A 26,963-nucleotide genomic window follows, 5' to 3' on the forward strand; every position below is an offset into this window, starting at 1 on the left:
CGGATCCAGGCGCCCCGAGGTGGCTTTTCGTCTGCTGTCTCGCCGCTGTCGTGGACGGGATCGCTCGGTGCGGGTGCGAAGGTGTGCGCGGAAGGCCCATCGGGTGTGCTGGACGCCGTCCGAGGCAGTCATGTTCCTGCGCTACCGCCACAGCATCAACGATCCGACCCCTGGCCGATCTGTTCGAAGTTCTGATAGGCACCGGCATGCACAAGGTGGAAGCACTCGCCGAGTCCTGTTCTCCCGACAGACACTGTCCAATGTGAACAACGTGACGACGACCGGTGATGAGAGATGCCCTGCGACGCGAACCAGACGCCAGCACGCAGCGGAACGGTCAGCCAACGGCGTCGAGCAGCGACGGGCACGGCTCAGAGAAAGTCCTTAGAGGACTTTTCTGGAGCTGAGAATGCTGTGGGGATCGGAGTAGGTTCTTGATTCCTTTGTGGACTCGGGTCGTACATTCCGGGCATGGCCCTGGAGAGCGGCCGCATCGGCCGGCCATCGCCGACTGCAAGCCGACATCCATGAAGCATTCCTCATGTCGGCCTGCTGCCCGTCGTTGTGGCCTGTGCGCGGCGGGCGTAGGCGCGGGCGGCGCGGGCGCGGTCGCCGCAGCGGGTGGAGCACCACTGGCGGCGTCCGGTGCGCAGCAGGTAGCGGCGGCAGGGGGTGGAGGCGCAAGCGGTGAGGCGTTCGGCGTCGGGGCCGGTGAGCAGGTCGGCGGCGTCGGCGGCGAGGACGGCCAGGGCGTGCTCGACGATCTGGGTGGTGGGGTGGGCGGTCTCGCGGTAGAGGCCGCGGGCCGGATCCCAGCGGAGCAGGGAGGCCGCGGGGGCGCGGGTGAGCGCGTCGTTGACAGCGGCCAGCGCCCCATCCGGGGCGGGCTGGCCGGCTGTGTGGGCGGCGAGGAGGGACCGGACCTGTTCGCGCAGGGAGCGCAACAGGGTGGCGCACATCTCCATCATGCCGGTGTCGACGGGAGCGAGACCGCGGTCGACGAGCCACTGTTCGGCCGCCCCGGGCGAGCCGAGGAGGTCGATGTGCCCGCCGGGCAGGTGGATGGCGCTGTTTGCGAGGTCGAGGGCGAGGTGCTGCTCCGCGCCGGGTGCGGGCGGCAGCGGCTCGGCGGTCGCGGGCTCCTGCATGGTTCTCATGGTACAGGTTGCACTCATCCGTGAAGTATGCTTGGTCTAGTTCACGGATACACAGTCAACTATCCGTGAGGATGCGTTTCTTCATGTCTGCCACCAGCCCCGCCACCGGGCAGTTCCCCGTCCGTGTCTTCGGCGGCCCGACCGCCCTGTTCGAATACGGCGGCCTGCGGTTCCTGACCGACCCGACCTTCGACGCCCCCGGCGACTACCCCACGCCCGGCGGCGCCGTCCTGACCAAGACCGCCCCCGCCACCGGCACTCCCGCCGACCTGGGCCGCGTCGACGTGGTCCTGCTGTCCCACGACGAGCATCCCGACAACCTCGACCACTCCGGACGCGCGCTGCTCGCCGGCGTCCCGCTCACCCTCACCACGCCCGGCGGCGGCCGCCGCCTCGGCGAGCGGGCCAAGGGACTTGCCGACTGGGAGTCGATCGAGCTGGAGCGCCCCGACGGCCGCACGCTCACCGTCACCGGCGTGCCCGCCCTCCACGGCCCCGGACCGCGCGAGGATGTCGAAGCGATCACCGGCGAGGTCGTCGGCTTCGTCCTGACCGCCGAGGATCTGCCGACGGTCTACGTCAGCGGCGACAACGCGCAGCTCGCCCTGGTCGAAGAGATCGCTCAGCGCTTCGCCCCGGTGGATACCGCCATCCTCTTCGCCGGGGCACCCCGTTTCTCCGCCATCTACGACGGCAAGCCGATCGTGCTCACCAGCGCGCAGGCCGCGGAGGCGACGAAGATCCTCGACGCCCACCGCGTCGTCCCCATCCACTGCGACAGCTGGGCCCACTTCACCGAGGGCCGCGACGAGCTGGTCGCCGCCTTCACCGCGGCCGGTCTGATGGACCGCGTCGAACTGAACTGACCCTGGCCTGACCGAGTGGGTGCGCCGTCGGCGCACCCACTCCCCCTTCGCGCGTCCAACCGGGGCGCGAAGCACATCCTGACCGTCCTGCTGATCTCCCAGATTCTCAGCGGCCTGGCTGCAAGCGGAGCGGTCACCTTCGGCAGCCGGGACGAGCTGCAGGAGAGCTCGATGTCCAGTTCTGACCGTTTCGGCACAGGCGAGGAGTACCTGCTCACGGCCCCGGAGATGCAATCACCTGACCAGCGTTGGTCGGGTACGGCCGCAGCGAACGACGCGAATCACCTCGCGCGGACCAAGAACCTTCGCGACACCGTCGCGCCGTCACGAAGTTCTGGGTGGAGGTGGAGAGCGACCTGGAGACCTTCCTCGACCAGCACTTCAAGTCGTTCACCGTCGTGCTTACCCACCGAATGCAGCGTCGTTTCGCGGGACCACTGTATGCAGATCACCGACGGTCAGGAACTGTCGGCGGTCTGCCCCGTGCTTCTGGTGGTGATGCCGAGTACCTGCATCACCACCAGAAGCCTCGACGTTGTCGTCGCGGATGCGCCCGGCAGCGCGGCGGCCGGGAGGGCCAGGCGGACGTTTCCCTCCTGGTCGGGCGGTGGTGTCAGGCGATTGGTCAGCGGAACAGGTGGGCGTTGTCAACCGCCCAGTCATCGAAGCCGCGCATCGGGCGGCCGATGATCTCGCGCACGGACGGCCGCTGGTCGAGCGTCCACTGAGTGAGTTCGGCGAGCCGCGCGCCGTATTCCTCGAGGGCGTAGAGCGTCACGTCGATGCCGCTGTCGGGCCAGCCGCGATGCCGCCAGCTCACGCGGCTGTCGTCGGGCGTCACCTCGACGGCGGCGATCTCGCAGCCAATGGCCTTGGCGATGCACGCCACGCGCGACCGGGTGCTGATCGGCACTCCGACCGCCTCGACCACGGCGCCGACATGGTCGTCGGCACGCAGCGCCGACACCGCGACGGCGGCGAGGTCGTCCTCGTGGATGAAGGGATAGTGGCCGCCGTCCAGGAATGCCTCCCGCACGACACGCTCACTTCTGATCGTGTCCGGCCAGTCCGATCCCGTCGCAGGATAGGTGCCCTCGATCACCGCCCCCATCACCGCAGACGGGCGGATGTGCGTCCACTCCATCCCCGAGCGCTCGACGGCCCGCTCGATCGCCAGCCAGAACCACGTCTCCGGCGGATAGGCCTGCTCGTACTCCGGCCCGTGCGAGGACAGCACGACGATCCGCCGCACACCGGCACCCCGGGCGAGCGTCAGCGCATCCCGCACCGTCGCCGGCACGGCCCCGGCGAGAAAGACGCCGTCAACGCCTGCGAAGACCTCGGGGGTCTCCAGCGGCCGGATGATGGAGCCTTCGACGACCTCGACCCCGTCGGGCCAGCCGGCCACCTGGCCGGGCTCGACGAGAACACGCACCCGATCCCCAGCATCCAGCAGCTGCCGCGCCAGGCTTCGCGCGATGATCCCCGTGGGGCTGCTGCCCGCGTCCTTCCTGGCGCTGACGGCAGTCAGCAGGCGCAGACGGGGTTGCGACGCATTCGTGACCCGCTTGATTCCACCCATGGCAAGACCCTCCAACGCGAAAGCGGAGATCTTGCGCCGCCCCGGCGACCGGGGAAGGTTGCGGATCCGAGGTCATCGACACTACCAGCCCCGCGCGTCGACCGGGCCAGGGAAAGACTCCGCCGGAAGGCCCAAGCTGAAGCCCCGGCCATGTAGCCGATCTTCGTCAGCCGCACACCCGCGGAGTTGACCCGCATTCAGAGCTGACGAGGCACGCGTCCCAGCACCAGCGGCATGGCGGCGTTGCCATACCGCCGGTGAGCCACCGTGCACGTGCCTATTCGGCCGTTCCCTCGACGATCGACAGCGGTGTCCCCGTGGGAATCACCCGGGTCAAGGTGAGGCCGGCTGCCTCGAACACCTTCCGGAACTCAGACTCGGTGCGTTCCTTGCCGTGCAGGGACGTCATGAGCAGGATGTCCAACGGCTTTCCGGGATGTGGTTCGTTCCCGGGCGGGATGACCGCGTCGATGACCAGGACCCGGCCTTGCGAGGACATGGCCTGACGGCAGTGCGACAGGATACGCACGCATGCCTCGTCGTCCCAATCGTGCAGGATCCGTTTGAGTACGTAGCCGTCAGCGCCGGAAGGCACGCTCTCGAAGAAGTCTCCGGCGCGAGTCTCGCTTCTTTCCGCGACCTCGGCTTCTTTCAGCCGGTGGTCGCGGAGGACATGCTCTTCGTCGAACAGCACCCCGTGTACATGCGGCCACTTCCGCAGAACCTCGATCAGGAATCCTCCGTGTCCGCCGCCGACGTCGACGAGTTCGCCGACGGAGGAGAAGTCGTAGCTGTCGGCGATCTGGCGGTTCTCCGAGTCGGACATGCTCGCCATGCCCTCGTGGAATACCTGTCCGGCGTGTTCGTCCCGGGCCAGCAAGTCGAAGAAGGGGCTGCGGAAAATCCGTTCGAACTGGGTGCTGCCGACGCGGACCGTTTCATCGAGCACCGCGGCGGGCTCCCAGAAGAAATTGTGCGTCAACATCAGCACGGCTTCGCGCATCGAGTTGGGCACATCGGTTCTGAGCGGCTCCGCCGACGGAGTCAGATGGAACTTTCCGGCGTCGTCTTCGGCGAAGATCCCACGAGTCGCCAGGTAGCGCAGCAGCCGGTAGACCGAGGAGCTGTCCGCCTCCAGCCTCACTGCCAGCTCATCGGGGGTCTGGGCGAATTCGGCGAGGTGATCCGCGATATTCAGGTTGGCGGCGGCACGCAGCGCGGCGGAGTAGAAATAGCCGAGGGCTTCGTCGAGCACATGAAATTCTGCGGGCATGTCGCTGGTCAACTGTGATCCTCCTGGCAGTCCATCGGGCTTCCTTGACAGACCTGCCGCTCCCGTTGTTCACGGGCGCGGTCGCTGTCGCGTCCATATCGCCCGCTTTCGGCGGACGCCCGGTAGCAATGAAACGAATCGGGCACACTCCTACCTGATGCGGACAGCGGATGATCATGAGTCTGGAGCACGCTCCTGCGCGCGTCAACATCACGTCGTTTTGTCCGGCGTATAGGCCCAGGTCTCAGATCAGTCGAAGTCGGCCCCTGCATAGGGTGTGTCCGGAAGTTTCGTGTGCGAGGCGCCGGGAGGCATAGCGCAGGCTGGAGCGCACCAACCGCCTGATCAAGGTGGACGAGGTGTTCGGCAAGCACAACCTGGTGTCATGGCGTACATCGAAAAGCAAGACAAAACGTCCCCGTTCATAGCAGTTCAATGCAGTTTCGATGCCACCACGGCACATCCCTCGCTCCAGAATCGCTCCTGCTCTGCGTGACGACCAGGACACCTCGACCGACACGCTGTGCGACCTGCAACGAGCGCTCGGCGGCTGAGCAGTCGGGTCAGAGAATGATCAGGCCGCGGATCAGTGCGGCCAGGCCACCGGCGAGAGCGACGAAGATGATCAGCCAGTGTCCGGTGCGGGCGTTGAGCCGTCGGTCGAGCCATTCACCGGCCACGGCACCGAGGACGAGCCCGGTGATGCTGCTGATCCACCCGAGGGGCGTGAGGTCGGGAACGCCTTTCGAGGCAACCGAGACCAGGTTGATCAACAGCAGGTAGGCCTGCGCGGTCGGTACGAGCACCTTCCGGTTCCAGCGCTGCGACAGCGCGTAGACCGACACCATGGGCCCGCCGACCCCGGCGGTGACGTTCATGAACCCCGAGAGCGCGCCCGCGACGACCGCACCTCCCGTGCCGCGCAGGATGGCACAGCTGCGGCCGAGCACGACCAGGCCGATCGCCGCGATCACCAGGGTGCCGACGAGGATCAGCAGTGGCCCTTCGGGAAGCTGGTGCACGACCAGCGCCCCGATCGGGATGGCGGCCAGGGCGGGCAGGCCCAGCTTGAGCACGGCCCGCCAGTCCGCGTCGCGCCAGGTGCGCGCGAGCACGAGCACGCACAGCAGGATCGACAGGGTGTTGGCCAAGGAAACGCCGACGACCGGTCCGGTCATCGCGATCAGCATCGGGCCGCCGAACAACCCGAAGCCCAGTCCTGTCGCGCGCTGGGTGAACGCTCCGAGCAGGACCGGGACGGCGGGCAGGACCGCGGCGAGCACGCTCACAGCGTGAGCGAGGCGTACTGGACGTCGGTGAACTCCTCGAGTCCGAGATCACCGCCTTCGCGGCCGAGGCCGGACTGCTTGGTGCCGCCCATCGGCGCGAAGGCCACGCTGGGCAGAGCTTCGTTGATCCCGATGATTCCGGCGTCGAGGCGTTCGCCGAGTCGCCAGGCGCGGGTGATGTCGCGGGACCAGACGTATCCCGCCAGTCCCATCTCGGTGGCGTTGGCGAAGGCGACGGCGTCATCGGCGTCGGAGACGCGGAAGACGGCCGCGGCGGGGCCGAACACCTCTGCGGTGGCCAGGCCGCGATCGCGTGGAACGTCGGTGAGCAGAGCGGGGGCGGCGAAACTGCCCTGCGACGGCACTTCGCGAGGTGTTGTGAGCAGTCGGCCGCCGGCCGAGACCGCGTCGCCGACCAGTGCTTCGACGGCGTCGCGGCGGTCGGTGTCGATGACCGGGCCGAGGTCCGGGCACGGTTCGTCGAGCCCGTTGCCGACGACCATCGCATCGATGTGCTTGGTCAGCTTCTCGGCGAACTCGTCGTGCACGGCCTCCTGCACGAGGAAGCGGTTGGCCGCGATGCAGGACTGGCCGGTGTTGCGGAACCGGCCCAGCATCGCGCCGGCCACCGCCGCGTCGATGTCGGCGTCGTCGAGCACCACGAACGGCGCGTTCCCGCCGAGTTCCAGCAGCGGGCGCACGATGCGTGCCGAGGCCTGCGCCATGATCGCCCGTCCGACCTCGGTGGAGCCGGTGAACGAGACGATCCGCACCGCCGGGTGGGCCAGCAGGGCCTCGGTGGTCTCGGCCGGGCTGCCGTGCACGAGGTTGACCACGCCGTCGGGCAGGCCCGCCTCGGTCAGGCAGCGGATCATCTCGGTGACCGCGAGCGGCGCCTTTTCGGACACTCGCGCCACGACCGTGCAACCTGCGGCCAAAGCTGGGGCGAGCTTGCGGGCCTGGATGGAACAGGGGAAGTTCCACGGTGTCAGGCTGGCGACCACTCCGGCCGGCTTGCGCCGCACCAGGTGCCGGCGCGCCTCGGCCTCACCGGGCACGAGAGCCCCGTTCGGCCGTCGGGTCTGCTCGGCGAACCAGCGGAAGTACTCGACGGAGAAGGCGATCTCGCCGCGCGCCTCGGGCAGCCTCTTGCCCGCCTCGCGGGCCAGCAGCACGGCGAGATCGTCCGCGCGCTGCTCGATCCGCTCCGCTGCGGCCAGCAGCGCCTGTGCCCGGTACCGGGCGGTGGTGGTCGACCAGCTCTCGAATGCCAGGGCCGCGGCGTCCGCGGCACGCCGCGCGTCGTCGGCGGGATTGCTCGACCAGTCGATCTCGCCGACCAGCGAGCCATCGGCGGGGTCGTGCACGGGGCGCCGTACGTCCCGCGACTCCCACCGGCCGCCGATGAGCGTCTTGGCAATGGGCATCGTTGTTTCCCTCTCTCGAGCGTGTGTCAGTGGTGGACGGTGGCCGGGGAAGGCGCCGCGGGCTCGGTGGTCTCCGGGTTCTCCACGTCCTTGCCGACCGGGTCCCAGCGGTTGATCATCAGCGTCGCGATCGCGATCAGCGGGGCGAGCACGATGACCGCGATGGTCACCTGCATGCCCTGGGCCGCCAGCAACACCGGAAACGTGTACGCACCGACGATGCCGCCGAGCCGGGTGACGGATTGGGTGTAGCCACCGCCGATCCCGCGGATCGCCGTCGGGTAGGACAACGTCCCCATGGCCGTGCCTGCGTAGCCGGGGCCGAAGTTGTGCGCGGCGTAGAAGATCGCGATCAGCAGGGCGGCGACCGGTGCGGCGAGCAGGTGGAAGGCGCCGCTGATGACCATCAGGACCGCGGCCGCGACGGAGTAGCCGATCAAGGCGAGTCGGCGCAGGCCGAACCGCTGCGTTCCGGCGACGCAGCCGAGTGCGCCGACGACGCCGACGAGGTTGATGCATCCGGAGAGCACGAGCACGAGGATGATGTTGCCGGGGATGAGCTGGTCGAGGATCTTGGGCGTGTACAACGAGATCGCATACCATTGCGCCGCCTGGGTCACGACCAGAACGGTGACGAGCACCGTCCGGCCGAGATACGGCGTGCGGAACAGCGCCAGCAGGTCTCCCGCGCGGGTCCGGTCGTCGCGCTCCGAGGAGGTGGGTTCCGGTCGCACATCGACCTTGAGGCCGTAGGTCTTGCGCAGGACTCGTGCCGCGGACTCCAGGCCTTCGTACTTGGCCGCCCACATCGGACTCTCTGCACTGTAGACGAACCGCAGCACCAGAACGACCAGCGCCGGGACCGCTCCGAGCCCGATCGCCCAGCGCCACAGCGAATCGCCCACCCCGAGCAGGTGCACGGGGATGATCGTGAAGAACGCCGCCGCTGCCGCCCCGGTGGACATCACCTGGGCAACGGTGACGCTGCGCCCCTTGTTCGACACCGCGCTGTACTCGGCGATGAAAGCCAGTGCCACCGGGACGTCGAGCCCCACGCCCACGCCCATGAGGAAGCGGTAGAGCCAGAACAGTTCCGGATTGGGCGCCGTCGCGCACAGCACCGTCGCGACGACCATCAGCAGCAGCGTGAGGAGCAGCATCTTCGTGCGGCCGATGCGGTCGGTCAGGTAGCCGCCGAGGAGCCCGCCGACCATCGCTCCCAGCAGGATCGCGGCCGAGATGAACGGCAGCGAGTGGAAGTTCAGCCCGGAGCTCTGCAGATCGAACTCCGAGGTGATCTGGACGGTGCCCAGACCGAAGCTGCTCAGGTCCCAGCCGTCGACGAAGATGCTGCCCAGCGCGACCACCTTCACCAGCCCGGGACGCCGCGGCCTGATGCGGCCGGTGTCGATCAGCGAGATGACGTCACGTGGTGTGCGAAGCACGACGGCGTCGTTGCCGACGGCCATAGGACCCTCCTAGGTGGTCAGACCTCTTGCCAGATGGCACCGTAAGGTGGCACACATCTACCCGTCAAGAAACCACTGGGGACAGCGCACGCCGAGCACAGAGAGGCGCCAGCACATGACCGACCGGTTCCTGCTACGCGAAGTGACCGAGGCCGTCGTCGGCGAGGGAGGGGATCTCGTCGCGCGGCTACGCACCGTGCTCTGCCGACGCGGTGCCGACGCGGTCGGCTACCTGACCGGAGAATCTCCGGCAGAGCAGGGCATCGAGACGACAATGCCCAACCTGCCCGAACTGGACACTCCTCCGCTGCGGTCCACCGAGGTCACCCTGCGGGTGCAATGGGCCGCAGCCGACGTGGTCCGCATCCTTGTGCAGTCCGCGGACGCGGCAGAGCAGGACGCGACGCGGTACGGCATCGTGGTCGACCCCCGCCCCGAGCCCGTGCACGCGAAGGCCGAGCAGACCGACGAGGCGATCACGCTCTCGACCGAGGCCGTGCGGGTGACGATCGAACGCCATCCATTCGCCCTGCTGGTGGAAGACGTGCGCACCGGCCGCGTGCTGATGCGCAGCGCGGGCCGCCTGCGACAGGTCGCGGGACTGCCGATCGCGCCCGCGATGATGGTCGGCGAGACCACGACGCTGAACCTCGAACTCGGCGCGGACGAGCAGGTCCTGGGTTTCGGCGAGCAGTTCGGGCGGCTGGTCAAGAACGGCCAGCGGCTGACCCTGCGGGTCGAGGACGCCTTAGGCACCGGGGCGGGCATGGCTTACAAGCCTGCTCCTGTGTGGCACTCGACCGCCGGGTATCTGGCGTTGGTCAACACGGGCGCGACCGTGGTCGCCGACGTGGAGCATTCACGGGCGGGCGTACTCGGGATCGAGAGCCACTGCGGGGAGCTCGACATGTTCGTGATCGCAGGTCCGGCACCCAGGCAGGCGTTGACCGGCTACACGCGACTGACCGGTCGTGGCCCGGTTCCGCCGCCGTGGGCGTTCGGGTACTGGCTGGGGCGCTGCCGCTATCACTCCAGCGAGCAGATGACCGAGGTCGGCCGGCGCATGCGCGAGCTCGACGTGCCGGTCGACATCCTGCACCTGGACCCGGACTGGCTGATCGTGGACCGGCTCAACTGCGACTTCCTGTGGAACACCGACCGGTTCGGCGACCGCAAGGAATTCGTCGCCGGCCTGCAGGAACTCGGAATCCGGCTCTCGGTGTGGGAGCTGCCCTACCTGGACCCGGCGTCGCCCCGCTATCCGGAGGCCGCCGAGGCGGGCCATCTCGTGCACGACGCAGAGGGCGGGACCGCGCGGATCGCGAACACGCCTGTCCCCGACGACCGTCCCCGCGCGCTCGTCGACTTCACCAACCCGGCCGCACGCGCCTGGTGGCAGCAGATGCACCGGCCGTTCCTCGACGACGGGGTCGCGGTGTTCAAGACCGACTTCGGCGAAGGGCTGCCGGACCAGGTGCGGCTGGCAGACGGCACGCCGGCCGAGCACGCCCACAACCTCTACCCACTGCGCTACAACGCCGCGGTCAGCGACGCGATCGCCGAGCACACCGGGCGCGCACCACTGGTGTGGGGCCGCTCCGGCTGGGCCGGATCGCACCGCTACCCGGCGCAGTGGGGCGGTGACGCCGAGTCCACGGTCTCGGGCATGCGCGCCACCCTGCGTGGCGGGCTCTCGCACGGGCTGAGCATGCCCGGGCTGTGGGGCCACGACATCGGCGGCTTCTTCGGGCCCGAGCTGACCCCGGGGCTGTACGTGCGGTGGACCCAGTTCGGCGCGCTGTCACCGCTGATGCGAGCCCACGGCCTGCGCCCGCGCGAACCGTGGGCGTTCGGCGAGGAAGCGCTCGAGGTGGTCCGGAACTGGATCCGGCTGCGCTACTCGCTGCTGCCCTACCTGTGGCAGGTCGCCCACGAATCCGCCAGGCACGGGTGGCCGCTGATGCGCGCGCTGGCTTTCGAGTTCCCAGAGGACGAGCTGGCCGTACCGCGCGATGACGCCTTCCTGCTGGGAAGCGACATCATGGTCGTGCCGGTCTTCAGCGACGACACCGGCGAGGTCGAGCGGCGCTTCTACGTTCCCGACGGAGGCTGGACCGATCTGCTGACCGGCAAGCGCTACACCGGGCCGGGAATGCATGCGGAAACCGTTGGCCTTGATCGCATTCCGGTGCTCGTCCGCGATGGCGTGGTCCTCCCCCGCGTCGACGTCGACGCCGGGCTGCGCAACACCGATGACCTGCTCGCAGCACCGTGGACGTTCCACGCCTACGGCGGGGCGTCGGGCACCCACCGGTTCGTCGGCTTCGACGGGACGCCCTTCGAAGTCGAGGCCGGGGACGCGTCGGTGCGGCATCACCGCGCCTGACGTCTGGACCCACATCTGCACATCCCGTATAACTGGTAAGACCTCTATCCACCGATCTGGAGTCTCGCATTGAGTCCGCAGGAAACCGGCAGTGCCGCCGGAGACACGTCGACGGGATGTCCGCGGCGCAGCGCCTCCTGGTTCGCCGCAGGCGGCAAGATGGGCTTCGTCCACCGCTCGAAGCTCTACAACCAGGGACGCTCCCCCGAGATGTTCGACGGCCGTCCCGTCATCGGCATCGCCAACAGCTGGTCGGAGCTCACCCCGTGCAACGGGCACCTGCGCGAGCTGGCCGAGGCCGCCAAACGCGGGGTGCTGCTGGCGGGCGGCTTCCCGCTGGAGTTCCCGACGATCTCCCTCGGTGAGACGTTGATGCGGCCGACCGCGATGCTGCATCGAAACCTGATGGCGATGGACGTCGAGGAAACGCTGCGCGCGCACCCGCTCGACGGAGTCGTGCTGCTCGCCGGCTGCGACAAGACGGTCCCGGCGCAGCTGATGGGCGCGCTCAGCGTCGACCTGCCGACGATCATGCTCACCGGTGGGCCGATGCTCAACGGCAAGTTCCGCGGCTGCGACGCGGGCTCGGGCACCCATGTGTGGAGCTTCAGCGAGGACGTGCGCGCCGGGCGGATGAGCGAAGAGGAGTTCGGCGCGGCCGAGGCCTGCCTGTCCCGCAGCAGCGGGCACTGCACGACCATGGGCACCGCATCCACGATGGCCTGCCTGACCGAGGTGATGGGGCTGTCGCTGCCCGGCAGTGCCGCGGTGCCCGCCGTCGACGCGCAGCGCTCCCGGCTGGCCGAGCAGACCGGCCGGCGCGCGGTGGAACTGGTCGAGGAAGACCTGCGGCCCTCGCAGTTGATCGACCGCCGTTCCTTCGAGAACGCCGCCCGCCTCAACGCCGCGATCGGCGGCTCGACGAACGCGGTGGTACACCTGTCGGCGCTCGCGGGGCGCGCGGAGGTCGACTTCCCGCTGGAGGCGTTCGACGAGCAGGCGGCCGAAATCCCGCTTCTGGTCAACCTGTTGCCCTCCGGCGAGTTCCTCATGGAGGAGTTCTGCTACGCCGGAGGCGTGCCCGCGGTGGTCGCCGAACTCGGCGACCTGCTGCACGGCGATGTCCCGACGGTGACGGGAAAAACGCTGGCCGACAACTCCCGATCCGCACACACCTGGCGAAGCGACGTGATCCGCTCGTGCGCCGACCCGGTGCTCCCGGCGGGGCGGGCGACTGCGGTGCTGCACGGCGACCTCGCACCCGACGGCGCGGTCATCAAGCTCTCCGCCGCCTCGCCCGACCTGCTCGACCACGTCGGCCCGGCGCTGGTGTTCGACTCCGTCGAGGAGTACTACGCCGTCTGCGACGACCCCGACTTCCCTGCTGAGGCCGACACCGTGCTCGTCGTGCGCGGCGCCGGGCCGCGCGGCTATCCCGGGATGCCCGAGATCGGGAACCTGTCGATCCCGAAGAAGCTGCTCGACGCCGGTGTCCGCGACATGGTCCGCATCACCGACGGCCGCATGAGCGGCACCTCCTACGGCACCGTCGTCCTGCACGTCTCCCCCGAGTCCTCGGCGGGCGGACCGCTGGCCCGCCTGCGCACCGGTGACCTCGTGCACCTCGACGTGGCACGGCGCCGCCTCGACGTGCGCGTCGACCCGGACGAGTTCGCCCAGCGCGACGACACCCAGCCCTCCGCAGAAGCACCAGGCGGCTACACCTGGCTGTACCGCAACCACGTCGGCCAGGCCCACACCGGAGCCGACTTCGACTTCCTGCGCGGGCGGCGCGGACACGCCATTCCCCGCAGGCACCTGTGAGACCACGACAAGGAAACACCATGAACGAGCTGAACAGACGTCGCGCCGTGGTCACCGGCGCGGCCACCGGCATCGGCCGGGTCGTGGCCGAGGACCTGGCCGACCGGGGCGCGACCGTGCTCGCCGTCGACCGTGACCCGCGGGTGCTCGAGCCCGCCGACGCCGCCGCACGCTGGGAAGGGCTGGTCTGCGACCTCTCCGACCCAGCCGAACTCGACGCGCTGGCGGCGCGACTCGGCGCGGAGCCCGCGACCGACATCCTGGTCAACTGTGCCGCCGCCTACCCGCCCAAGGGAGGCTTCCTCGCCACGGACGTGGCCGCCTGGACCAGGATTTTGACGGTCAACGTCACCGCGCTCGGTGTGCTGAGCAGCGCGATGGCCCGCGGGCTGCATGCCGCGGGCCGCCCGGGTGCGATCGTCACCTTCGGCAGCCTGCAGGAGGAACTGCCGGTCCCGGGTTATGGCCCGTACGTCACCAGCAAGGGCGGCGTCCGCGCGGCGACTCGCGCGCTGGCGGTGGAGCTGAGCCCCTGGGGCATCCGCGTGAACGGAGTCGCACCCGGAGTCGTCAACACGACATCCACTCTGGACACTCTCGACGGGGCCAGCTGGGGCGACGAGTCCACACCACCGACCCTGCTCGGGCGTGCGGGCACGCCCCGCGAAGTCGCCGACGTGGTCGCGTTCCTGGTGTCCGACGCCTCGTCGTTCATCACCGGCACCGTCATCCCGGTCGATGGCGGCCGTAGCCTGAGCCGCCGCTACGACCCGCTCGGCGAGCGCACCGTGACCACCGCGGGAGACAACGCATGAACACCACGCTGACCGCCATCTACCGGGGCATGTCCCCCCAGCAGTGCCTACGCCTCACCATCGCGCTCCACGACCTCGGCGTGCGTTCCTTCGAAGTCACGATGACCGGCGGATCCCCGATCGAATCCCTGCGACTGCTGCGCAAGGAACTCGGCGCCGAAGCCCACATCGGTGCGGGCACGGTAACCACCACTGCCGAGGTCGAAGCCGTCGCAGCGGCCGGTGCGGGCTTCGTGGTCTCTCCCCACCTCGACGCCGACGTGGTCACGGCCACCAAGGCAGCCGGCTTGGTCTCGATTCCGGGAGCGTTCACCGCCACCGAGATCGTCGCCGCCCGCCGCGCCGGTGCCGACGTGGTGAAGATCTTCCCGATCAACGCGGTCGGCGCCGACTACATCCGCCAGCTGCGCGCGCCGCTGCCCGACCTGACCGTGATGGCCAGCGGTGGCATCACTCCCCAACTGGCACACGACTGCGTCGCCGCGGGCGCGACCATGATCGGTGTCGGCTCACACCTGCTCGGCGCCCACGCCGACGGCACCTTCGACGCCGACGTTCTCCGCCGGCGCACGGCCGAATTCCTCGACGCCATCAGGACAACTCCATGACCAACAAGGTGCACGTGGAACCGGTCGGTGACGTCACCGCCCGGTTCGGCGAAGGCCCGCTCAGCGACCCGACCGGCACCACGGTGCTGTGGGTGGACATCACCGGCGGCGCGATCCACCGAACCGACACCCGCGACGGAACGACGACGACGGCAGAACTCGGTGGCGAAGTAGCCGCGGTGTTTCCGACGTCGACAGGTTCGCTCCTGGCCGCCCGAGACCACCAACTGATCACAGTAAACGGACGACCTCACCCGGTCGTGGCCGAAGTCGAACCGCGGCCTCGCATGCGGCTCAACGACGGACTCACCGATCCCGCAGGACGGGTCTTCATCGGCACACTGCACGCTGACAAGGTCCGCGGAACCGCGGCGCTGTACCGGCTCGACGGGGACCGGCTCACTCCGGTCGTCCCGGGAGTGACCGTCTCCAATGGGATCGCCTGGAGCCCCGACGGCAGCACCGTCTACTACGCCGACACCCCCACGCTGCGCATCGACCGCTTCGACTACGACTCGGCCACCGCCACCCCGCACAACCGCCGCCCGTTCGCGGACCTGAGCACAGCTCAAGGGCGCCCGGACGGGCTGACCGTCGACGAGGACGGGTGCGTGTGGGTCGCCCTGATCACCGGCGGTCGACTGCACCGCTACACCCCCACCGGCCGCCTCGACCGAGTGGTGGAGCTTCCCGTCACGCATCCCACCAGCGTCGCGTTCGGCGGTCGCGATCTGTCGGAACTGTTCGTCACCAGCGCCCGCGACCCGCTGTCAGCAGCCGAAGCGGCGCAACAGCCCCTGGCCGGACGGCTGCTGCGCCTCGACCCCGGGGTGAAGGGCCTACCGACCGTCCCCGCCGTCGTGGCCTGAGGACGCCTCGGGATGTGCCTGCCCCAGGCTTCCATCGCCGAGCGGCGCGCTCTCGCCCCGGACCCGGGCGAGCGCCGCTCGGCGGGCCGCCTCGATGTGGGCTTTCGCCCGCCGCCGCGCCGCGACCGAATCACCGGCAATCACCGCGTCGCGGATTCGGGTGTGCTCCTGGCGGGACTTCTCCAGCCGGCCCGGCATCTGCAAAGTGGTTTCCATCCCCTGCGCGAGGATCTCCTGCAGCACTCCCTGCGTGCGGGAGAGGAAGCGGTTGCCCGCGGCCTCGACGATCCGCAAGTGGAAGGCGGCATCCAGGTCGCGCAACTTCTCCCAGTCGACCGGATCGGCGCGCGAAGCCTCGTCGAGGCGCTGGAACGCTTCCTCGACCAGCGCCAGGCGCTCGGCATCCTGGTTCTGCGCTGCCCAACCAGCCGCCGGCACCTCGAGCACCTCGCGCATGTCGAACAACTCGGTCAGGCTCATCTCCTCGGACGCCATCGCCTCACGCAGCGTGCGCGTTGTCGACGGATCGGCGACGAAGACTCCCGCACCGTGCCGGATGTCGACGAACCCGCCCACCTTCAGCGTCCGCAACGCCTCGCGCAAGGACGGCCTGCTCGCACCGAGCATCGACGCGAGCGCCCGCTCCGGCGGCAACCGATCGCCCGGCCGCAGCTGCTCGGACGAGATGACCTCCAGGATCCGCTGCGCGATCAGATCCGACACCGAACCCTGGCGCACCGGCGTCCACGGACTGGTCTCCGAACTCACGAGCCCCTCCTCTCCCAGCCAAGTGGTCGTACCAGCTTACCACTGAGAAGAATCAATGGTGGGCGATCAATTCCCTCCGCTGACCAAGCTCGATGCTTCGATGGCAATCAGTCACCGGCCTGACGGCGAAGTGCACTTGGTTGGCCCTTTGGACAATCAGCGCAGAAGGGCTCGTGGCCTCGGAAGCGGAACACTCGGTGAGAAATCTGGGGCGCAGGCCCGTCTCCGAGATCGGAGACGCAGCATCACCTCGACAGTTCTCTCGGGCGGCGCAGTCCTTGGCATTCAGCGCAGAATTCCGCGGGTAGCCAGGTGTCCGCTCGGACGCGCCGCCGGCTCCTGCTGCCAGGTGTGCAGGTGTTGGAAGCCCGTCACCGTGAGCGAGACCTCGTGCCTCCTGGCTGTCAAGGTCCGGTGCGTCTCCACCTGGATCAAGCCGTGCACGCGGAGCTCGTCCAGGGTGTCGCGGTACAACGACATCGGGTGCGCATCGTTGCCTGGTGCCCACGTGTAGCCGAGCCCAGGTCCGTGCAATCCGTTCTCGTACCACACACATCCCTCGTGCACCGCGCGTAGCGCCGCGCAACGTTCAGGCGTGTTTCCGAGCCGTTGCCGCATTCGAACTCCTCCCCTCACCCGGCCGGTTCTGCAAATCCCCACAACTGCAGGTGACTCCCTCGGTGTCACGCCGCAGGCACACGCGCCTGCTCACGGCCGAACGCGGCGGCCAAGCTGGCTCGGCAGGTTCGGATGATCTGCCGCGTGGCCGCTGTACCGGGGGCCTCGCGGCAACGCGTGCAGACAACATCCACGGAACCCGAAACCTCGTCCACCGCCACGAAAGCCTCAGCCTCGCACCGGCGGCACCAGCGGTGGCCGGTCACGACGATGACATGCACAGGTGAGCTGATGCATTCGTGCGCCCACCGGCGATGCACATGGCAGGAGATGCGCTCCAGCGCCGAGAGCTCGTCACGCTCCTCCGCGGCGTCCTCCGAGATCAGCGTGTCCGCCAAGCGTCGATCACGCACGTCGGCGTAGCGTTCGGCGAACCGCAGGACCTCTGCAGGCCCGGGCGGCGACGGGCGTAGCCAACGCCGTGGCTGAGGAGTCTCTGCCTCTGCTCGGTCGGGGCGGGTCTCGAGGAGCATTGCTTCCGCCTCCCACATTCCGCGTCATCAGGTTGTGTCCAGTGTCCTTCGGCCCGGTTGCGGAGACATTGGTGCCACTACGTACCTACCTACGGATCCGAGGTATCTCCGTAGCTCGTTGCCCGTGGCGGCCGTGCACGACTGAGGTGCGATGAGGCTTCTGGGACGCGACAGTCCAACGACCGGACTCCTCCCCGGTCCTGGTCGGGGATCCCGCCGCCGACGGCGCGTCAGCCCTTGCCCGAGCGTGCGGGCCAGAACGGCCACGCCGATGTCGAACGCCTTTCTCGACGGGACGTCGCATACGTAAGTCCGGCAAGTCCGTCAACTGCCCCCAGCCCGAACCAGCGCAGGACGCTCAGGTGGCACGTGTGTGATCAGAAACGACACGGGCCGTTCGTGGCGTGCAGCCGGGCCACGATCCGGCAGGAAGAGGGTGACGTTGCTGCCCGGTAGGACCGTCAACAGGGGTCAGGCGCTGGATTCCAGAGCGTCGGCGTCGAAAAGCTCGTCGATGAGTCCGCCGAGATGTGCCCAGTGTTCGGCGGAGAGTCCCGCGGCACCGTCCGCGTCACCGTTGGCGCACAGGTCGATGAGCTTGGCGTGGTGGTCGACGGTGTCGTGCCCGCCGAGCAGGGTGGAGAACTTGCGGTAGAGGATCCGGTGCACCTGGGGGTGCAGTTGATCGATCACCCTGCGCAGGACCGGGTTGCCGGCTGCGTCGATCGCCACCCCGTGGAAGTTGTCGTCGGCTGCGAAGGCACCAGCGATGTCGTGCTGATCAACGGCGTGCGCGAAGTCTTCGTTGGCTCGGCGCATGCGGTCGATGTGGTCGGTGGTCATGTGGGGGACTCCGGTCCGGACGGCGAGTTCGTCCAGCGACCGGAGCACGACCAGGGTGGCGGCGACGTCGTGGCGGTTGAGCGTGGTGATCCGGGTGTAGACGCCGGGTTTGGCTTCGACGAGCCCGGTGTCGGCCAGCCGGGTGAGGGCCTCGCGCACCGGTGTGCGGCTGAGTCCGAGACGCTGGGCGACCTCGCTGTCCCTGATCTTTTCCCCAGGAGCGAGCTCGCCGCTGACGATCGCCTCCTTGAGACGCTCGTACGCTGCGTCGCTCATGCGTGGCCGTTCGACCGGCGCGTCATCCCACCGTGCCATATTGCGTCCAATATACCGCAGACGGTTCAGTTCAGATCCTGCCCCGCGCGCACACGAGCGATGACGGATTCCGCCAAGACCTGGGTCGGGTCGACCAAGGGCACGGGCAGTTCGCCGGCGTTCAGACCGAGGGGAACCTCGGTGCAACCGGCGATGATGGCCTGCGCACCTCGATCGACGAGCCGCCGCGCAGCCTTCGCCAGCAGGCCCGGATCCTCGTTGCCCGCCTTGATCGACCGAATCGCGGCCGTCACCTCCTCAGCCTGGGAGGTGGAGTCGGGCACCAGCAACGCGATCCCGGCGGTCGCCAACCATGTCTCGTACAGCTTGGCGCGCACCGTCCCGGTCGTGGCGAGCAATCCGACCTTGCGCACCGGAGGCTGGAGCGCGGCCAGGTGGCGGCTGGTCTGCTCGATCATGTGCACCAGGGGGACGCCGACGCGCTCGATGACCGCGGGCAGGAACGCGTGCGCGGTGTTGCAGGGCACGGCGATGACATCGGCACCGCCGACGGCGAGGACGCGGGCGCCGTACACCAGCCACGGGGTGGGATCGGTCCCGCCTTCGAGCAGTGCCCGGGTGCGGTCGGGGGTCGTCGGATCAGACCAGATGATCACGCGCAGGTGCTCTTGGTCGGTGGTCGCCGGGGTGGCGCGGATGAGCTTGGCGTAGAAGTCGGCGGTGGCCGCCGGGCCCATCCCCCCGAGCACGCCGACCGTGGGACCGAGGACCCCTGGGTAGTCGGCGGCACGGGAGGACGGGAGGTCGAAGACGGTGTCAGACACGCTCGGGGGCCTTTGGCTGGGTCGCGGGGGTGAAGGCGCGCTCCGACCGGCCGATCACGGCCGCGGCCAGGGAGTTGCCGACGACGTTGATCGCCGTGCGGGCCATGTCGACGATGAAGTCCACGCCGACCAGCAGAGCGATGCCTTGCGGCGGCAGGCCGAGGGTGTTTCCCGCCGCGATGAGGACCACGATCGAGGCCGAGGCGACACCGGCCATCCCCTTCGACAGCACCACGAGCACGAGCACCATCATCAGCAGGGTGGGGACGCTGGTGTCGGTCCCGTAGGCGTTGGCGAGGAACACCAGCGCCACGCCCTGGTACAGGGTGGAGCCGTCGGTGTTGAACGAGTATCCGAGCGGCACGACCAGTGAGGTGACCGACCGGCTGACGCCGAAGGCTTCCAGGCGGCTCAGCAGCGGAGCGAGCACGGCTTCGGAACTACGGGTGACGAAGGCGATGCCCGCCAGGTCTCCGGTCGAACGCAGCATCCGCAGGTAGGGAACGCGGAAGATCGCGGCGATGAGCGGGAACAGCACGCCGAGCACCAAGGCGAGCCCGAGGTAGACCACTGCGACGAAGCCGAGCAAGCTGGTCAGGCCCTGCAAGCCGTAGTGCGCGACGTCGTAGGCGATGAACCCCAGCACACCCAGCGGTGCGAACCGGATGACGTAGCCCACGATCCGGAACATGATCGACGACCACGAGTCCAGCACTGCGCGCACCGGGGCGGACTTCTCGCCCAGTGCTGCCATCGCGACCCCGACGAAGAGGGCGAACACGATCACGGCGAGCAGATTGCCCTCGGAGAAGGCTGCCACGACGTTCTTCGGCACGGCGTCCAGGAGAAGCTTCTGGAAGTCGATCCCCTGCGACATGCCGCTCAACGACCCCGCGTCGGCTTGGTTGACCGGGGCGCCGGAGCCGATGCCGGTCAGCTTCCCCAGCCCCACGGCCAGCAGCAGGATCAGCGTGGTGACGATCTCGAAGTAGAGGATCGCCTTGCCCGCGACCCTGCCGACGTGACGCACCGATTCCATGCGGGCGATCCCGAGCACGATCAGCGGGAACACCAGCGGGACGACCACCATCTGCACAAGGTGCAGGAAGACGTCCCCGAGGACCTTCAGGTGCTCACCGGCCGCCGGGGCGAACGTGCCCAGCGCAGCACCCAGCACCACCGCCAACAGCGCCTGAACTCCCATCTGCACGCGCCACCAGCGACGACGTCTCGGCTCGTGGTCCGGAGGCGACGAGTCCGCAGTGGCACCTTCGGCAACATGCGGTTCACTAGTCATCCTAGTCTCCAATATACTGCGTTCTGCGTATTGGAGCATTAGAGTGAGCGGCACCGCCCGTCCTGTCAAGTGCAGCGCCGGGCAGACCCGCACCGCCGCATGGAGACGTCATGAGCAACCGCGAAACCCGTACGGAGCACGACCTCATCGGGGACCGCGAGGTCCCCGCCGACGCGTACTACGGCGTGCACACCGCGCGGGCCGTGGAGAACTTCCGCATCACCGGCACACCGATCTCGACCTACCCGGACCTGGTCAACGCCCTGGCCTCGGTCAAGGAAGCCGCCGCCCGCGCCAACCACGACCTCGGGCAGCTCGACCAGACCCGGGCCGAGGCGATCGCCACCGCCTGCGCCGAGATCCGCGACGGCGCGCTGCACGAGCAGTTCGTGGTCGACGTGATCCAGGGCGGCGCCGGCACCTCGACCAACATGAACGCCAACGAGGTCATCGCCAACCGCGCACTCGAACACCTCGGCCACGCCCGCGGCGACTACCACCACCTACACCCGCTGGAGCACGTCAACCTCGCCCAAAGCACCAACGACGTCTACCCCACCGCCATCAAACTCGCCCTCACCTCGGGCCTGCACCGACTCCGCACGGCCATGGGCGCACTCGCCGAAGCCTTCCACGACAAATCCGTCGAGTTCGCCGACGTCCTCAAGATGGGACGCACCCAACTCCAGGACGCCGTTCCCATGACGCTGGGCCAAGAACTCAAGACCTACGCCATCATGCTCGAGGAGGACCGGCAACGCCTCGCCGAAGCCACCGAACTCCTCCTGGAGATCAACCTCGGCGGCACCGCCATCGGCACCGGCATCAACACCCACCCCGACTACACCGCCCGCGCCTGCACCCACCTCGCCCGCATCACCGCAATCCCCGTCCGCACCGCCGACAACCTCGTCGAAGCCACCCAAGACGCCGGCGCCCTCGTCCAACTCTCCGGCGTGCTCAAACGCGTCGCGGTCAAACTCTCCAAAACCTGCAACGACCTACGCCTGACCTCCTCCGGGCCCCGCGCCGGACTCAACGAAATCAACCTGCCCGCCGTCCAAGCCGGATCCAGCATCATGCCCGGCAAGGTCAACCCCGTCATCCCCGAAGTCGTCAACCAGGTCGCCTTCGAAGTCATCGGCAACGACGTCACCGTGACCATGGCCGCCGAAGCCGGCCAACTCCAGCTCAACGCCTTCGAACCCGTCATCGCCCACAGCGTGCTCAAATCGCTGACCCACCTCACCGCCGCCTGCCACACCCTCACCACCCGCTGCGTCACCGGCATCACCGCCAACCGCACCCACCTCGAACAAACCGTCCGCAACTCCATCGGACTCGTCACCGCCCTGAGCCCCTACATCGGCTACGCCAACGCCACCACCATCGCCCAGCAAGCCCTCACCACCGACCGCACCATCACCGACCTCGTCCTCGACACCGGCCTGATCACCCCGCAAAAGCTGCATGCGCTGCTGCAGCCCGAACAGCTCACCCGGCCACGCCACATCGCCAAGGATCCAGGCACACGCACGGACGCCACTGATAATGCGAGCTGACTCCTTACAACTAGGCGAGACGGGTATGCCCGGGCCGACGGCATCCGATGGGCTTGCTAGTGGTGTGCGCTCATCACGTGCTTGATGCGCGTGTAGTCCTGGAGGCCGTAGCCCGACAGGTCCTTGCCGAAGCCGGACTGCTTGAACCCGCCATGGGGTGTCTCGGCGGGCAGCACCTGGTGGCAGTTGAGCCAGACTGTCCCGAAATCCAGTTCGGCCGACAGCCGGGTGGCGCGGCCGTGGTCACGTGTCCACACGCTGGATGCCAAGCCGAAGTTCACCCCGTTGGCCAGTTCGACAGCCTCTCGCTCCGAGGCGAAGGACTGCACCGTGAGAACCGGGCCGAACAGCTCCTGCTGCACGATTTCGTCGTCTTGGCGGACGCCGCTGACGACGGTGGCCTCGTGGAAGAATCCGGGACCGAACGTCTTGCCACCTGTGAGCACGTTCGCGTGCGAGGGCAGCCGTTCCAGGAATCCCTGCACTCGTGCGAGATGTTCCGCGCTGTTGAGCGGACCGTAGGCCGCAGTCGGATCATCCGGCGGTCCGCAGGAAGTCCGCCGCGCTTCGGCGGTCAGTGCGTCCAGGAAGTCGTCGTGGACGGTTTCCTGGACCAGAACCCGAGTCGCGGCCGTGCAGTCCTGTCCCGCGTTGAAGAAGCCCGCTTGCGCGATCGTTTTCGCCGCGTGGGCGAGGTCGGTGTCGTCGAAGACGACCGCGGGCGCCTTGCCACCCAGTTCGAGGTGCACGTTCTTCACCCTCGGGGCGGCCGCGGCCATCACCTCCGCGCCCGCGCGGGTGCTGCCGGTGATGGCGACCATGTCGGGTCGCGGATGCGCCACCAGCGACCGGCCGGTGTCGCGGTCGCCGCACACGACGTTGACCACCCCGGGTGGCAGCACCTCCTGCGCCAGCTCACCGAGCAGCACCGTGCTCCAGGGCGTGGTGTCGGCAGGCTTGAGCACCACCGAGTTTCCCGCCGCGACCGCGGGGGCGAGCTTCCACATGGCCATCATCAGCGGGTAGTTCCACGGGGTCACCTGGGCCACCACTCCCACCGGCTCCCGGCGCACGGACGAGGTGTGCCCCGGTTCGAACTCGGCCTGGGCCTGACCTTCCAGGACCCGTGCGGCGCCGGCGAAGAACCGGAGCTGATCGGCCGAGCGGAGCACCTCCAGCTGCCGCGTCGCCTCCCGCGGTTTGCCCGTGTTGCGCACCTCCGCGTCGAGGAGGTCGTCCACGTGCTCCTCCATCAGGTCGGCCAGCCGGAGCAGAGCCCGCTGCCGTTCCCCGGCAACGGTGCGGCCCCAACCCGGCTGCGCCTCCGCGGCTACCCGAACCGCGTGATCGACCTCCCCGTCGTCGCTGCGGGGCGCCACCCCGAGCGCCGAACCCGTTGCGGGATCGACGAAGGGCATCGTCGCGGCGGACTGCTGGCGCTTGCCGTCGATGATGTTCGGCAGTTCAACGCTCAAGATCTTCTCCCAATTCTCACGAAGGGCAACGCACGTCGGGATCGGTGACGAGGTGGAGCACCGCAGCGGTTCCGGAGGCAAGCGCACGATCCAGCGCCCCGCCAATATCCTCCGTGCTCTCGACCTTCTCGCCGAACGCGCCGAACGAGCGCGCGAAAACGGCGAAATCCGGGTTCTGCAGGGCTGTTCCGCTCACCCTGCCGGGGTACTCCCGTTCCTGGTGGTCGCGGATCGTTCCGTATTCCCCGTTGTCCACCACGAGGATGAGGGGCTTGGCGTCTCGGGAGACCGCGGTGGCCAGTTCCTGCGCGTTCATGAGGAAGCAGCCATCACCGGCCACCGACACCACCTGACGTTCCGGAAACGACAGCGCCGCCGCCACAGCCGCGGGCACGCCGTATCCCATGGATCCGTTGCGAGGACTCAACAACGAGGGGTAGACGCGGTGTTGCAGGTAGCGCTGCGCCCAGATCGCGTGGTTGCCCGCCCCATAGGTGATGATCGCATCGTGCGGGAGTCTGGCGGCGAGTTCGGCCATGACCACCCCGAGGTCGACACGCTTGCTCCCATCCGGTTTCGGTGTCGCGTAGTCGAGGTGGTCTTGGCGTGCTGCCTTGGTCCACTCCCGCCATCGACACTCTCCCGTCGCGGGGAGCGCCTGCACGGCGGAAGCGAAGCCCGAAGGTGATGCGACGATCTGGCGGTCGAGATCAGTGCCGTGCGCCCACGCGGAGCTGTCCGGGCTGATCAGCACAGTTCGCGCATCGGAGCTCCGCTGGACGGTGAATCCTTCGGAGTTGACGTCGGTCAGCGGCCCGCCGATCAAGAGGACCAGGTCGGCCTGTTCCAGACGACGCACCAGGCGCTCGTCTCTCCCGTATCCCAGTGCGCCGGCGTAGGTCTCGCTGCTGTGGTCGATCCTGTCCTGACTTCGGAACTCGGTGGCGACCGGAATCTCCCACCGCTCGCACCATTTCGTCACGGCCGCACACGAGTCGGCATCCCATCGGGAACCGCCGAGCACGACCAGCGGCCGTCGTGCCCGTGCCAGCATCTCCCCGAGCGCCGCGATGTCCTCGCCGCTCAGCCCGCCCTCGGACACGGGAAGGGGCGCGACGTCGTCCACCTCGGCACGACGTACCAGCACGTCCTCCGGGACACCGATCACCACAGGCCCCGGCCGTCCCGTGCACGCTTCGTGCACGGCGCGGGCCACCAGTTCCGGGGCGCGTGCGGGATCGTCGAGCGTCAGAACAGCCTTGGCCGTCGTGCCGAACCAGCCGCGGAGGTCGAACTCCTGGAACGCCTCGCGGTGCCTGTGTGCCGTGGGTACCAGGCCGACGAACAGCAGCACCGGTGTCGCGTCCTGCCATGCCGTGTGCAGTGCGACCAACGCGTTCGCCGCGCCAGGCCCCCGCGTCACCATGGCCACGCCGGGACGTCCGTGCAGCTTGCCGCACGCTTCGGCCATGTAGGCGGCTCCGCCCTCGTGGCGGCAGACCACGGTCTCGATCGGCGAATCGTGCAGCGCGTCGAGCACGTCGAGGTAGCTCTCCCCCGGCACGCAGAACACCCGCTCGACCCCGTGTCGCCGCAGCTGGTCCACCACCAGCTGCCCGCCCGAACGCTCGCTCATCGCACACTCACCTCGTCCTTGATCCTCAGCCGAGCACCGAGTGCTCCACCCAGACCGGTCAGAACGGCCAGTCCCACGAGAAGCAGGGCGACCGACCACGATCGCTCGCCGCTGGCGGCCAGGACCGACGTCGCAATGAGCGGGACGAACCCGCTGACCACACCGCCCAGGTTGAACGCGATCGACACCCCGCTGTAGCGCAGGTGCGGCGGGAACAGCTCGGTCAGCAGCGAGCCCGACACCGCGTACGGCACGGACAGGCACGCCACCCCCACCGTGATCGCGACGACCACCAGTGCCGGATTCCTGGTGTCGATCAACCAGAAGACCGGCAAAGCCGCGAGCGCGGACGCGATGCTTCCCAGCACGCAGACCCTGCCCGATCCCAACCTCTCTGCCAGACGACCGAAGGCCAGCAGGATGGCGACCTCCACCGCGGCGGCGACGAGCGTCGCACCCAGCATCAGCGACCGGGGCAGACCGAGCGTCTCCGTTCCGTAGCTGATCGCGAACGTCGTCAGCAGGTAGAACCCGCCGACCCCGAGCAGGGACGCGCACATGCCGACGAGCACCCGCCCGAAGGACTTGCGCATCACCTCGACCACCGGCAGCGACGAGCGTTCCTGCTGTTCGAGCAGCTCGCCGAACAACGGGGACTCCTCGACGCGCCGCCGCAGGTACAGGGCGACGAACAGCAGCGGGATGGCCGCCAGGAACGGAAGTCGCCAGCCCCAGGAGTCGAAGGACTCAGGAGGCAGCAGGGACACCAGGGCGAAGGCACCCGACGACAGCAGCGTCCCGACCGGCGACCCGACCTGGGGCAGCGCGGCGTAGCGGCCACGGCGTTCCGGAGGCGCGTGCTCGACCGCCAGCGTGACCGCCCCGCCCCACTCTCCGCCGACCGCGACGCCCTGGAGCACGCGCAGGCAGGTCAGCAGGACCGGCGCGGCGACGCCGATCGCGGCGAAGTCCGGTAGCAGCCCGATCAGGCTGGTGACCACTCCGATCATCGTGACCGTGACGATCAGCGACGTCCGGCGGCCGTAGCGGTCGCCGACGTGGCCGAAGATCACCGCCCCGACCGGACGGGCGAGGAACCCCACCGCGAAGGAGGCGAACGCCGCCAGCATGGCGACCAGCGGATCGCCGCTGACGAAGTACAGCCGGTTGAAAACAATCGACGCGGCCGTTCCGAAAAGAAAGTAGTCGTACCATTCGAGCGCGGTTCCGACGAACGCGGCGAACGCGATTCGCCTCGCCTCGGAATCGGTAACCCGCGGCTTATCGCGCGTCACAACAGTGGTCATATCGGCTCTCCTGGACACATGCCGGACACGTGGGCGGCGAGCTCGTGAACCGCGAACGGCGCAGGCGTTCCAGCTCACGTGGCATCAACTGCATTGGAGCTCTCCGTAGAAGGTGTAGGGCACATCACTGGGAAATCGTTGCCGACAGCGTGCTCGCGGCAGCGGCCCACCACAATGGTGAAACGTCGCTGTTTGCACGGCGGATTCTGTGCATCCGCACATCGCAGGTGCAGCCGCGTGTCACCGCCGCGGTCGCGTT

22 protein-coding genes are annotated in these 26,963 nt (G+C 68.6%); 7 read left to right on the forward strand and 15 right to left on the reverse strand.

Annotation, left to right across the window (positions count from 1 at the left end; all coding sequences use genetic code 11):
• Window positions 1-539: 539 nt before the first annotated feature.
• Complete coding sequence (locus tag HUO13_RS27240) at window positions 540-1,148, reverse strand: CGNR zinc finger domain-containing protein (protein WP_211897876.1); 609 nt, start codon at window positions 1,146-1,148, stop codon at window positions 540-542.
• 92 nt (window positions 1,149-1,240) lie between these two features.
• Between HUO13_RS27240 and HUO13_RS27245 the strand changes: the two genes are divergently transcribed.
• On the forward strand, window positions 1,241-2,023 hold the full coding sequence (locus HUO13_RS27245) for an MBL fold metallo-hydrolase (protein WP_211897877.1): 783 nt from the start codon (window positions 1,241-1,243) through the stop codon (window positions 2,021-2,023).
• Window positions 2,024-2,648: 625 nt separating this feature from the next.
• Here HUO13_RS27245 and HUO13_RS27250 read toward each other — a convergent pair.
• The 5 genes from HUO13_RS27250 to HUO13_RS27270 form a co-directional block, all read right to left on the reverse strand.
• Complete coding sequence (locus tag HUO13_RS27250; protein ID WP_211897878.1) at window positions 2,649-3,605, reverse strand: SDR family oxidoreductase; 957 nt, start codon at window positions 3,603-3,605, stop codon at window positions 2,649-2,651.
• Window positions 3,606-3,882: 277 nt separating this feature from the next.
• Complete coding sequence (locus HUO13_RS27255; RefSeq protein ID WP_211897879.1) at window positions 3,883-4,890, reverse strand: methyltransferase; 1,008 nt, start codon at window positions 4,888-4,890, stop codon at window positions 3,883-3,885.
• Window positions 4,891-5,441: 551 nt separating this feature from the next.
• The gene (locus tag HUO13_RS27260; protein WP_211897880.1) at window positions 5,442-6,161 is read right to left on the reverse strand and encodes a sulfite exporter TauE/SafE family protein; all 720 of its coding nucleotides are present in this window, start codon (window positions 6,159-6,161) and stop codon (window positions 5,442-5,444) included.
• Window positions 6,162-6,163: 2 nt separating this feature from the next.
• On the reverse strand, window positions 6,164-7,594 hold the full coding sequence (locus tag HUO13_RS27265; protein WP_211897881.1) for an aldehyde dehydrogenase family protein: 1,431 nt from the start codon (window positions 7,592-7,594) through the stop codon (window positions 6,164-6,166).
• 26 nt (window positions 7,595-7,620) lie between these two features.
• Entirely contained in the window at window positions 7,621-9,063 is a 1,443-nt protein-coding gene (locus tag HUO13_RS27270; RefSeq protein WP_211897882.1) for an MFS transporter, read from the reverse strand.
• 115 nt (window positions 9,064-9,178) lie between these two features.
• Between HUO13_RS27270 and HUO13_RS27275 the strand changes: the two genes are divergently transcribed.
• The 5 genes from HUO13_RS27275 (at window position 9,179) to HUO13_RS27295 (ending at window position 15,565) form a co-directional block, all read left to right on the forward strand.
• Complete coding sequence (locus HUO13_RS27275; RefSeq protein WP_211897883.1) at window positions 9,179-11,449, forward strand: TIM-barrel domain-containing protein; 2,271 nt, start codon at window positions 9,179-9,181, stop codon at window positions 11,447-11,449.
• Window positions 11,450-11,518: 69 nt separating this feature from the next.
• Window positions 11,519-13,273 (forward strand): IlvD/Edd family dehydratase, encoded by a 1,755-nt coding sequence (locus tag HUO13_RS27280; protein WP_282974787.1) that lies wholly within the window; start codon window positions 11,519-11,521, stop codon window positions 13,271-13,273.
• Window positions 13,274-13,293: 20 nt separating this feature from the next.
• Entirely contained in the window at window positions 13,294-14,088 is a 795-nt protein-coding gene (locus HUO13_RS27285; protein WP_211897884.1) for an SDR family NAD(P)-dependent oxidoreductase, read from the forward strand.
• Window positions 14,085-14,696 carry a bifunctional 4-hydroxy-2-oxoglutarate aldolase/2-dehydro-3-deoxy-phosphogluconate aldolase gene (locus HUO13_RS27290; protein WP_211897885.1) on the forward strand — a complete coding sequence of 204 codons (612 nt, stop codon included), beginning with the start codon at window positions 14,085-14,087 and terminating at the stop codon, window positions 14,694-14,696. The genes HUO13_RS27285 and HUO13_RS27290 overlap by 4 nt, the downstream gene beginning before the upstream one ends.
• Entirely contained in the window at window positions 14,693-15,565 is an 873-nt protein-coding gene (locus HUO13_RS27295; protein WP_211897886.1) for an SMP-30/gluconolactonase/LRE family protein, read from the forward strand. The genes HUO13_RS27290 and HUO13_RS27295 overlap by 4 nt, the downstream gene beginning before the upstream one ends.
• Here the strand turns inward: HUO13_RS27295 and HUO13_RS27300 are convergent.
• The 6 genes from HUO13_RS27300 to HUO13_RS27325 form a co-directional block, all read right to left on the reverse strand.
• Window positions 15,536-16,333, reverse strand: coding sequence for a FadR/GntR family transcriptional regulator (locus HUO13_RS27300; RefSeq protein WP_211897887.1), 798 nt, complete (start codon window positions 16,331-16,333; stop codon window positions 15,536-15,538). The two genes, HUO13_RS27295 and HUO13_RS27300, sit on opposite strands and share 30 nt — an antisense overlap.
• A gap of 285 nt (window positions 16,334-16,618) precedes the next feature.
• On the reverse strand, window positions 16,619-16,813 hold the full coding sequence (locus HUO13_RS27305; protein WP_211897888.1) for a hypothetical protein: 195 nt from the start codon (window positions 16,811-16,813) through the stop codon (window positions 16,619-16,621).
• Window positions 16,814-17,016: 203 nt separating this feature from the next.
• Window positions 17,017-17,349: a hypothetical protein gene (locus tag HUO13_RS27310; protein WP_249124095.1), complete on the reverse strand. Its 333-nt coding sequence runs from the start codon at window positions 17,347-17,349 to the stop codon at window positions 17,017-17,019.
• A 606-nt stretch (window positions 17,350-17,955) separates the two neighbouring features.
• Window positions 17,956-18,603, reverse strand: a complete 648-nt coding sequence (locus tag HUO13_RS27315; RefSeq protein ID WP_249124096.1) for a GntR family transcriptional regulator — start codon at window positions 18,601-18,603, stop codon at window positions 17,956-17,958.
• A gap of 65 nt (window positions 18,604-18,668) precedes the next feature.
• On the reverse strand, window positions 18,669-19,427 hold the full coding sequence (locus HUO13_RS27320; protein ID WP_211897891.1) for an aspartate/glutamate racemase family protein: 759 nt from the start codon (window positions 19,425-19,427) through the stop codon (window positions 18,669-18,671).
• On the reverse strand, window positions 19,420-20,631 hold the full coding sequence (locus HUO13_RS27325; protein ID WP_211903189.1) for a dicarboxylate/amino acid:cation symporter: 1,212 nt from the start codon (window positions 20,629-20,631) through the stop codon (window positions 19,420-19,422). The genes HUO13_RS27320 and HUO13_RS27325 overlap by 8 nt, the downstream gene beginning before the upstream one ends.
• A 203-nt stretch (window positions 20,632-20,834) precedes the next feature.
• Here HUO13_RS27325 and aspA point away from each other — a divergent pair, with 203 nt between their 5' ends.
• Window positions 20,835-22,286, forward strand: a complete 1,452-nt coding sequence (gene aspA, locus HUO13_RS27330) for an aspartate ammonia-lyase (protein ID WP_211897892.1) — start codon at window positions 20,835-20,837, stop codon at window positions 22,284-22,286.
• A gap of 56 nt (window positions 22,287-22,342) precedes the next feature.
• On the opposite strand, the gene HUO13_RS27335 is transcribed toward aspA, so the two are convergent.
• The 3 genes from HUO13_RS27335 to HUO13_RS27345 are packed head-to-tail and all read right to left on the reverse strand — an operon-like array spanning window position 22,343 to window position 26,704.
• Window positions 22,343-23,761: a gamma-aminobutyraldehyde dehydrogenase gene (locus HUO13_RS27335; protein WP_432757772.1), complete on the reverse strand. Its 1,419-nt coding sequence runs from the start codon at window positions 23,759-23,761 to the stop codon at window positions 22,343-22,345.
• 16 nt (window positions 23,762-23,777) lie between these two features.
• A complete protein-coding gene (locus tag HUO13_RS27340; protein ID WP_211897893.1) occupies window positions 23,778-25,397 on the reverse strand; it encodes a thiamine pyrophosphate-binding protein in 1,620 nt (539 codons plus the stop codon).
• Complete coding sequence (locus HUO13_RS27345; protein WP_211897894.1) at window positions 25,394-26,704, reverse strand: MFS transporter; 1,311 nt, start codon at window positions 26,702-26,704, stop codon at window positions 25,394-25,396. The genes HUO13_RS27340 and HUO13_RS27345 overlap by 4 nt, the downstream gene beginning before the upstream one ends.
• Window positions 26,705-26,963: the final 259 nt, after the last annotated feature.

The sequence above is a fragment of the Saccharopolyspora erythraea genome (assembly GCF_018141105.1).
GTDB classification, from domain to species: domain Bacteria; phylum Actinomycetota; class Actinomycetes; order Mycobacteriales; family Pseudonocardiaceae; genus Saccharopolyspora_D; species Saccharopolyspora_D erythraea_A.

Coding starts and splice junctions, on each gene's coding strand:
- HUO13_RS27240 (WP_211897876.1), bottom strand. CDS start 1,148: ATGCAGGAGCCCGCGACCGCCGAGCCGCTGCCGCCCGCACCCGGCGCG.
- HUO13_RS27245 (WP_211897877.1), top strand. CDS start 1,241: ATGTCTGCCACCAGCCCCGCCACCGGGCAGTTCCCCGTCCGTGTCTTC.
- HUO13_RS27250 (WP_211897878.1), bottom strand. CDS start 3,605: ATGGGTGGAATCAAGCGGGTCACGAATGCGTCGCAACCCCGTCTGCGC.
- HUO13_RS27265 (WP_211897881.1), bottom strand. CDS start 7,594: ATGCCCATTGCCAAGACGCTCATCGGCGGCCGGTGGGAGTCGCGGGAC.
- HUO13_RS27270 (WP_211897882.1), bottom strand. CDS start 9,063: ATGGCCGTCGGCAACGACGCCGTCGTGCTTCGCACACCACGTGACGTC.
- HUO13_RS27275 (WP_211897883.1), top strand. CDS start 9,179: ATGACCGACCGGTTCCTGCTACGCGAAGTGACCGAGGCCGTCGTCGGC.
- HUO13_RS27285 (WP_211897884.1), top strand. CDS start 13,294: ATGAACGAGCTGAACAGACGTCGCGCCGTGGTCACCGGCGCGGCCACC.
- HUO13_RS27290 (WP_211897885.1), top strand. CDS start 14,085: ATGAACACCACGCTGACCGCCATCTACCGGGGCATGTCCCCCCAGCAG.
- HUO13_RS27295 (WP_211897886.1), top strand. CDS start 14,693: ATGACCAACAAGGTGCACGTGGAACCGGTCGGTGACGTCACCGCCCGG.
- HUO13_RS27305 (WP_211897888.1), bottom strand. CDS start 16,813: ATGTCGTTGTACCGCGACACCCTGGACGAGCTCCGCGTGCACGGCTTG.
- HUO13_RS27315 (WP_249124096.1), bottom strand. CDS start 18,603: ATGAGCGACGCAGCGTACGAGCGTCTCAAGGAGGCGATCGTCAGCGGC.
- HUO13_RS27325 (WP_211903189.1), bottom strand. CDS start 20,631: ATGGGAGTTCAGGCGCTGTTGGCGGTGGTGCTGGGTGCTGCGCTGGGC.
- aspA (WP_211897892.1), top strand. CDS start 20,835: ATGAGCAACCGCGAAACCCGTACGGAGCACGACCTCATCGGGGACCGC.
- HUO13_RS27340 (WP_211897893.1), bottom strand. CDS start 25,397: ATGAGCGAGCGTTCGGGCGGGCAGCTGGTGGTGGACCAGCTGCGGCGA.
- HUO13_RS27345 (WP_211897894.1), bottom strand. CDS start 26,704: ATGACCACTGTTGTGACGCGCGATAAGCCGCGGGTTACCGATTCCGAG.